Source organism: Pseudomonas sp. HY2-MNA-CIBAN-0224 (assembly GCF_040310285.1).
GTDB classification, from domain to species: Bacteria; Pseudomonadota; Gammaproteobacteria; order Pseudomonadales; family Pseudomonadaceae; genus Aquipseudomonas; species Aquipseudomonas helleri.
This window is the reverse complement of record NZ_JBEOPQ010000466.1, coordinates 1-276: the sequence shown is the minus strand read 5'-3', so window position 1 is coordinate 276 and position 276 is coordinate 1. Positions and strand designations below refer to the sequence as shown.

Annotated in this window: 1 protein-coding gene; it reads left to right on the top strand. The window is 34.8% G+C overall.

The genetic code is table 11. From position 1 onward, the window contains the following. On the top strand, positions 1 to 239 hold a 239-nt coding region (locus tag AAEZ03_RS27190; protein WP_350582941.1), incomplete at its 5' end, for a hypothetical protein. Between the last annotated feature and the right edge of the window lie 37 nt (positions 240 to 276).

Sequence of the window (276 nt, the reverse complement as noted above, 5' to 3'; positions counted from 1 at the left end):
GCTATATGTTATACAAAATGAGAAAAGCTTGGGATGGTCGAAAAAATTATAGCTCTAAAAACGAAGAAGGCGATGGCATTATAAAAATATATAAGAAAAATCAGACTAAGTTAGAAAAACTTATAGCCTTTAGTGGCTTTACCGCTCAGAAAATGATAAACAATTCTATCGAACAGATGTATGATCAGCTTATTAAAGATGATACTGAAGCAGTAGATAAGGACGATGCTTCAGGTTAACCTCACACTTGTTGTAAGTCTAGCAACGGCTTCTGCC